The organism is Pseudomonas sp. RIT-PI-r (assembly GCF_001297015.1).
Taxonomy (GTDB): Bacteria; Pseudomonadota; Gammaproteobacteria; order Pseudomonadales; family Pseudomonadaceae; genus Aquipseudomonas.
The window spans coordinates 24,506-31,452 of sequence record NZ_LIGE01000008.1 but is presented as its reverse complement, the minus strand read 5'-3'; the positions used below and the strand labels follow the sequence as shown (position 1 = coordinate 31,452).

General features: G+C 61.7%; 7 protein-coding genes. 3 read left to right on the top strand and 4 right to left on the bottom strand.

The genetic code is table 11. The annotated features are described in order from the left end of the window. Positions 1–395 precede the first annotated feature (395 nt). Positions 396–1,604, top strand: coding sequence for an MFS transporter (locus tag AK821_RS01185; RefSeq protein WP_064387763.1), 1,209 nt, complete (start codon positions 396–398; stop codon positions 1,602–1,604). On the opposite strand, the gene cueR is transcribed toward AK821_RS01185, so the two are convergent. The 3 genes from cueR to AK821_RS01170 form a co-directional block, all read right to left on the bottom strand. Further along, entirely contained in the window at positions 1,558–1,971 is a 414-nt protein-coding gene (cueR, locus tag AK821_RS01180; protein WP_064387762.1) for a Cu(I)-responsive transcriptional regulator, read from the bottom strand. The two genes, AK821_RS01185 and cueR, sit on opposite strands and share 47 nt — an antisense overlap. Continuing rightward, positions 1,968–4,361: a copper resistance metal-translocating P1-type ATPase CueA gene (gene cueA / locus AK821_RS01175; protein WP_064387761.1), complete on the bottom strand. Its 2,394-nt coding sequence runs from the start codon at positions 4,359–4,361 to the stop codon at positions 1,968–1,970. The genes cueR and cueA overlap by 4 nt, the downstream gene beginning before the upstream one ends. A 198-nt stretch (positions 4,362–4,559) precedes the next feature. Further along, positions 4,560–4,943 (bottom strand): hypothetical protein, encoded by a 384-nt coding sequence (locus AK821_RS01170; RefSeq protein WP_064387760.1) that lies wholly within the window; start codon positions 4,941–4,943, stop codon positions 4,560–4,562. Positions 4,944–5,091: 148 nt separating this feature from the next. On the opposite strand from AK821_RS01170, the gene AK821_RS01165 reads away from it, so the two are divergent. Together AK821_RS01165 and AK821_RS01160 are read left to right on the top strand one after the other, a co-directional pair. Further along, positions 5,092–5,289, top strand: a complete 198-nt coding sequence (locus tag AK821_RS01165) for a cation transporter (RefSeq protein WP_064387759.1) — start codon at positions 5,092–5,094, stop codon at positions 5,287–5,289. A 169-nt stretch (positions 5,290–5,458) separates the two neighbouring features. Next, entirely contained in the window at positions 5,459–6,661 is a 1,203-nt protein-coding gene (locus AK821_RS01160) for a multidrug effflux MFS transporter (RefSeq protein ID WP_064387758.1), read from the top strand. A 4-nt stretch (positions 6,662–6,665) separates the two neighbouring features. Here AK821_RS01160 and AK821_RS30880 read toward each other — a convergent pair whose 3' ends face one another. After that, on the bottom strand, positions 6,666–6,839 hold the full coding sequence (locus AK821_RS30880; RefSeq protein WP_163024159.1) for a hypothetical protein: 174 nt from the start codon (positions 6,837–6,839) through the stop codon (positions 6,666–6,668). Positions 6,840–6,947 lie beyond the last annotated feature (108 nt).

Sequence of the window (6,947 nt, the reverse complement as noted above, 5' to 3'; positions counted from 1 at the left end):
GGAGAGGGGGCCGACCGCGCTGTCTGTCGATTTACATCGATCTGAAATACCGAGTTGATTATGGAATGGGCTACCGGGTTGATTGTGGATTCGGTAAGGCTCTTTCACGTCGGCGCATCTTTGAAGCCCCCCCAATCAGTTCCCTCTCCCAGAGGGAGAGGGGGCCGACCGCGCTGTCTGTCGATTTACATCGATCTGAAATACCGAGTTGATTATGGAATGGGCTACCGGGTTGATTGTGGATTCGGTAAGGCTCTTTCACGTCGGCGCATCTTTGAAGCATCCCCCAATCAGTTCCCTCTCCCCTTGGGAGAGGGCTAGGGTGAGGGCCCCTTTCGGATCAACGCAAATTCACGTCTACTGTCCACCGCTCCAACCACACTCAAGGATTGAATGTGAGCACTGCGCGCAATACCCACCTGATCGTCACCGCTCGGCTGATCTCCGATTTCGGCGCTTTCCTCAACATGGTCGCGCTGGCCACTTACGTCTACCTGCTGAGCAACAGCGCCATGAGCGTCGGGATTTTTCTCGCCAGCCGTGTCGGCGGGGGGATATTTGCCAGTCTGATCGGCACCGCGTTTTACCGCCGCTGGGGTGGGCGCGTGCCGTTGATTGCCTTCGATCTGCTGCGGGCGAGCCTGCTCGGTTTGCTGCTGATCGTGCCTGTTGCACAGCAGTCGATCTTCTTGCCAGTGGTTGCCTTCGGTCTGGGTCTGGGCAATTCCATGTTCGCCATCGGCCTCAACAGCCAGTTGCCGCGTCTGATCCCCTGCGATCAATTGCTCAAGGCCAACGCCTGGATCACGTCGGCCTCTTCGGCGGCGATGGTCGGTGGCAGCCTGGTGTCCGGTTTGCTGGTGGCCGGTTTTGGATTTGAAACGGTGTTCGCCCTGAATGCTGTGACCTACTTGCTGGCGGCGTTGCTGATCGTGCCGCTGCGTTTCGAAGCGCCCACGGTCAACCACGCGCCGGAGCGCGGCGAATGGTCCGCCCTCAAACAGGGCTTGCGCAGTGCACCAGTGATTGCCGCCATGCTCGCCGTGACGATGGCCGATACCTTGGGCAGCGCCGCACACAATGTTGGTTTCCCGATTATTTCCAGACTGCTCACGCCTGATTCTGCGAGCACCACGCTGGGTCTGATGCTGGCGGTGTGGGCCAGCGGCAAACTGCTTGGCGCACGGATCGCCAGCCGCCTCAAACGCTCGGACAACGGCGATCTGCAGCGCCGCTATTTTCTCGGCGTGGCACTGATGTCCTGCGGTTTCATCCTGATGTTCCAGCAGCACAGTCTTTACGGATTGCTGCTATTTTCACTGCCGGCGGGTTTGGGCGATGGCATTAGCGAAGTCAGCCTGATGTCGCGCCTGCAGCGCGAACCGGAACAACTGCGTCTGCCGATTTTCAGTTTCCTGACCCTGCTGCAAATGACCGGGTTCGGCATCGGCATGCTCATCGCCGCGCCGTTCTACGAGTGGTGGACGCCGGGTGCCGTGGTCATGTTGTTCCACGGCATTCCCCTCGGTACGTTGCTGGCGGTGAAGCTGTTGGCGCTCAGACGCGGGCGGGTTGCGCGCAGCAGCCCGACGCCAGTTCCTTGAGGATCGGGCAGTCAGGGCGATGGTCGCCGTTGCAGTGCTCGACCAGGTCTTGCAGGGTGTCGCGCAGTTCGCCGAGTTCGCGGATCTTCTGATTCAGCTCGTCGATGTGCTGGCGCGCCAACGCCTTCACATCGGCGCTGGCGCGTTGGCGATCCTGCCAGAGGGTCAGCAGTTTGCCGACCTCTTCCAGCGAAAAGCCCAGATCCCGCGAGCGCTTGATGAACGCCAGCGTGTGCAGGTCGTCATCGCCGTAGACGCGATAGCCGCTGTCGGTGCGATGGGCCGCTTTGAGCAAACCGATCGACTCGTAATAGCGGATCATTTTCGCGCTCAGGCCACTGTGTTTGGCCGCTTGACCGATGTTCATCGGTGCTCCTCCAGATCCTTGGGTTTCCAGGTTTTCAACAGTAGCGCATTGCTCACCACGCTGACGCTCGACAGCGCCATCGCCGCGCCGGCCAGTACCGGATTCAGGAAGCCAAACGCTGCCAGCGGGATGCCGATCAGGTTGTAGATGAAGGCCCAGAACAGGTTCTGGCGGATCTTCGCGTAAGTCTTGCGGCTGATTTCCAGCGCCGCCGGCACCAGACGTGGATCGCCGCGCATCAGGGTGATGCCCGCCGCGTGCATGGCGACGTCGGTGCCGCCGCCCATGGCAATGCCGATGTCGGCAGCAGCGAGGGCCGGGGCGTCGTTGATACCGTCACCGACCATGGCGACCACGCCGGTTTTTTTCAGCTCGGCGACGGTGGCGGCTTTGTCGGCTGGCAGTACTTCGGCATGGACATTGCGGATGCCCAGTGCCTCGGCGACCACCCGAGCACTGCCACGGTTGTCGCCGGTCAGCAAATGGCTATGGATATCTCGCGCGGCGAGCTGCTGCACGGCTTCCAGTGCGCCGGGTTTCAAGGTATCGCCAAAGGCGAACAAACCGAGCACGCGCGGTTCCGGGCTTTGCTCGATCAGCCACGACAGCGTGCGACCCTCGGTTTCCCAGGCTTTGGCAGATTCGGTGAGGTCGCCGGCGCTCAAGCCGCTCTCTTCGAGCATCCGCCGATTGCCCAGTGCAAGGCGTCGGCCATCAAGATTGCCGGCGATGCCGCGCCCGGTCAGGGATTGGCTGTCGCTGACATCCGGGACGGTCAGTTCACGTTCGGCTGCAGCATCCAGCACCGCTTTGGCCAGCGGATGTTCGCTGCCACGTTGCAACGCTCCCGCCAGTTTCAGCAGATTGTTTTCATCTCCATCTACGGCACTGAAATGGGCAATACGTGGCGTGCCGGAGGTCAGTGTGCCGGTCTTGTCGAACACCACGCTGCTGACTTCATGGGCACGCTCCAACGCTTCGGCATCCTTGATCAGAATGCCGTGGCGCGCCGCGACACCCGTGCCGGCCATGATTGCGGTCGGTGTGGCGAGGCCCAGTGCACACGGGCAGGCGATGACCAGAACCGCGACGGCATTGATCAGTGCGGTTTCCATTGGCGCGCCATACAGCCACCAGCCAATCAGTGTCGCCAAGGCGATCAACAACACCGCAGGCACGAAGATCTGGCTGACCTTGTCCACCAGTTTCTGGATCGGTGCCTTGGCAGCTTGAGCGTCTTCGACCAGGCGAATGATCCGCGCCAATACCGTTTCCGCGCCGAGCGCCTGAGTGCGCACCAGCAAACGACCTTCACCGTTGATCGCGCCACCAGTGACCTTGTCCCCCGGTTGTTTCGGCACCGGCAGGCTTTCGCCGCTGATCAGCGCTTCATCGGCGTGGCTCTGGCCTTCGATGACTTCACCATCAACCGGAAACCGTTCGCCGGGTTTCACCAGCACCAGATCGTTGAGGCGCAGAGCGCTGATGGCGACATCCTGCTCGCGACCGTCGATCACTTGAATGGCCCGTTCCGGGCGTAACGCCTCGAGGGCGCGGATGGCGCTGGCGGTCTGGCGTTTGGCGCGGCTCTCCAGATATTTGCCCAGCAGCACCAGGGCGATGACCACCGCCGATGCTTCGAAATACAGATGCGGCATACGCCCGGCAGCGGTGGCCCATTCATAAAGGCTCAGGCCATAACCGGCGCTGGTGCCGAGGGCGACCAGCAAGTCCATGTTGCCGGCGCCGGCACGCACGGCTTTCCATGCGGCGACATAAAACCGCGCACCGAAAATGAATTGCACCGGTGTGGCGAGGGCAAATTGCGCCCAGGCCGGGAGCATCCAGTGGATGCCGAACGGTTGCAGCAACATCGGCGCCACCAGCGGCAGGGCGAGGGCAATCGCGCAGATCAGCGCCCAGCGTTCATGCGTGAGTTTCTGTTGCTGGGTATCGGTTTGCGGATGTTCGGCTTGCCAGACGCTGGCCGAGTAGCCGGCCTTGCTGACGGCGTCGAGCAGTGCTTGTGAATCGACCTGACCGAGCAGTTCGAGGTGCGCGCGCTCGTTGGCCAGATTGACGCTGACGCTTTTCACCCCTGGCACTTTGTTCAGGGCGCGCTCGACGCGACCGACGCAAGAGGCGCAGGTCATGCCGTCGATGTTCAGTTCGATAGTTTGCTGCGGCACGCTGTAACCGGCGCGTTCGACCGCGTCCATCAACGCCGGCAGACTGTCGCCGGGTGCCTGCACGCGGGCCTGTTCGGTGGCGAGATTGACGCTGACGGCACTGGCGCCGCTGACTTTGCTCAAGGCCCGCTCGACGCGCCCGGCGCAACTGGCGCAGGTCATGCCGGCAATCGGCAGGTCGAAAGTGATGGAATCGGACATCGGTCGTACTCCCTGTAGTAGATGCCTACAAGGATCAACCTTGCCATGCGGGCAAGGTCAAGCGCCAATCTTCCTACCGTGATCGTTCCCACGCTCCGCGTGGGAATGCCTCCTGTGACGCTCTGCGTCACGCATAGGGACGCGGAGCGTCCATGGCTGCATTCCCACGCGGAGCGTGGGAACGATCACGCGCATAAATCAGTATTCGAGATCGGCGCGTTTCAGATAGACGCCTTCGGAATTCATCGCCAACCGATACTTCAGCACATCCCCGGCACGCAGCTTGATCTCCTGCGAACCCGGCGCGAGCATGCCCGGATTGCAACCGGCGACCTGGCCCGGCAGCAATTTCAAGCGCAGCGACACCGTGCCCGGCGGCAGGTTGAAGGAGATGCTTTGCTCCTGCAGCAGTCGCGCCGAGAGTTGATCCTGGATGTACACGCCGATCTCGCAGGAGGTCGACACTTCCAGACGCTCGCGGGAAATGATCAGCACCGCGTAATCCTCGCCGGCGGCTTGCGCTTGGGGGAGGGCGGCAAAAAGGCTGAGGAAGCCAAACAGGCTGAAAGCTGACCAGCGCATGGCTGAATCTCCTGAATTCGAGTCATTGATGCACGCAGCTTGGCCGAGCGCGGCGCCGATTGCCAGCCCGGCAGTTTATTGCAGAACTTGACCTTGCCATCGTGGCAAGCTCGACACTGCCGGCAACCTCACTCAAAGGAGTCACTTCATGCAAGTGTTCAACGTTGAAGGCATGTCCTGCGGTCACTGCGTCAAAGCCATTACCAACGCGGTTCAGGCCAAAGACCCGGCGGCGAGCGTACGCGTCGATCTGGCGGCAAAAGAGGTCGGCGTCGAAAGTGCGCTGAGCGCCAAACAGGTGATCGAGGTCATCAGCGAAGAAGGCTACGCGGTCAAACTCGCCTAAAAGCAAAAGATCGCAGCCTGCGGCAGCACCTGCATTGGAATGCGTCCTGTAGGAGCTGCCGCAGGCTGCGATCTTTTGCTGTTTTTATAGTTAGCGAGCTATCGGAATGTTCAAGGCGCCCAGCCGCAGCTAGACTGTCGGGCTGCCGACTTGCCTGACTGGATGCCTGATGAATTTCCGTATCATTCTGATTCTCGGTGCCTTGACCGCCTTCGGGCCCTTGGCAATCGACTTCTACTTACCCGCATTTCCCTCGATGGCGCTGGCGTTCGGCACTGACGAGAAACATGTGCAGATGACGCTGGCGGCGTATTTCGCCGGCCTGTCCATCGGCCAACTGCTTTACGGGCCCGTGGCGGATCGCTTTGGCCGCCGCGTCCCGCTGCTGGTGGGGCTTACGCTGTTCACCTTGGCCTCGCTGGCCTGCGCCTACGCGCCGAACCTCGAATGGCTGATCGGCGCGCGCTTCGTGCAGGCGTTGGGCGGTTGCGCAGGGATGGTGATCTCCCGTGCAGTGGTCAGCGACAAGTGCGATGCGGTCGGTTCGGCCAAAGTCTTCTCGCAGTTGATGCTGGTGATGGGCCTGGCGCCGATTCTGGCGCCGATGCTCGGCGGTCTGCTGGTCAACACTACAGGCTGGCAGTCGATCTTCCTGGTGCTGACCGGTTTCAGCGCGCTGGCCGGACTGGCCGTGGCGCTGGGTCTGCCGGAAAGCATGCCGGCGCACATGCCGCGCCAACCGTTGTCCGGGGCATTGCGCCAATACGGGCGACTGCTCAAGGATCGCGTCTACCTCGGCCATGCCCTGACCGGTGGTATCGCCATCGCCGGGATGTTCGCCTATATCGCCGGTTCGCCGTTCATCTTCATTAAACTGTACGGCGTGCCGGCCGAGCATTTTGGCTGGTTGTTCGGCACCAACGCGGCGGGTTTCATTCTGGTGGCCCAGGTCAACGCGCGACTGTTGGCCAAGCGTGGCCCGGCGTTCCTGCTGGCGCGGGCAGTGTGGGTTTATCTGGCGGCGGGACTGACGTTGCTCGCAGTCAGCGCCCTGCACACCGAGTCCCTGTGGCCGCTGCTGATTCCGCTGTTCATCTGTGTGTCCAGCCTCGGCTGCATCAGCCCCAACGCCGCCGCTTGCGCGATGAACGGGCAGGGCGGGCGCGCCGGCAGTGCTTCGGCGTTGCTCGGCTGCATGCAGTTCAGCGTCGCCGCTGGCGCTTCAGCACTGGTGGGCGTGTTGCACGACGGCACGGCTGTACCGATGGCAATTGTTATCAGTATTTGCGGTGTACTGGTGGTGTGCGTCGCAATGCTCACCCGCCGTCTGCAGAACGCGCGGGCACTGGCGCAAGCCCAGGCCGAGGCGTGAATCCTCAGCCGGCAGCGCGCTGCTGGCTGCGGTCGGGAAACTGATGGGGCGCGCAAATTCGTGCTTCGAGGGTGCGGGTGAAGGCCAGTGCTTCGGCTTCACTGCGAAATGTCACGGCGTGTTGGTCCAGACGAACTTGCCATTGAGACTTTGCCACTTCTTTTATCAGGATCTTCATTGCTGACCTCCCTTGCGTAAAAGATGTACCGCAGAGGCTTCGATTGTAGTCCTGAATACGATCGCAATTGTGACAAGGGTCAACTGTCGGACTGACGGCAAAAAGCCC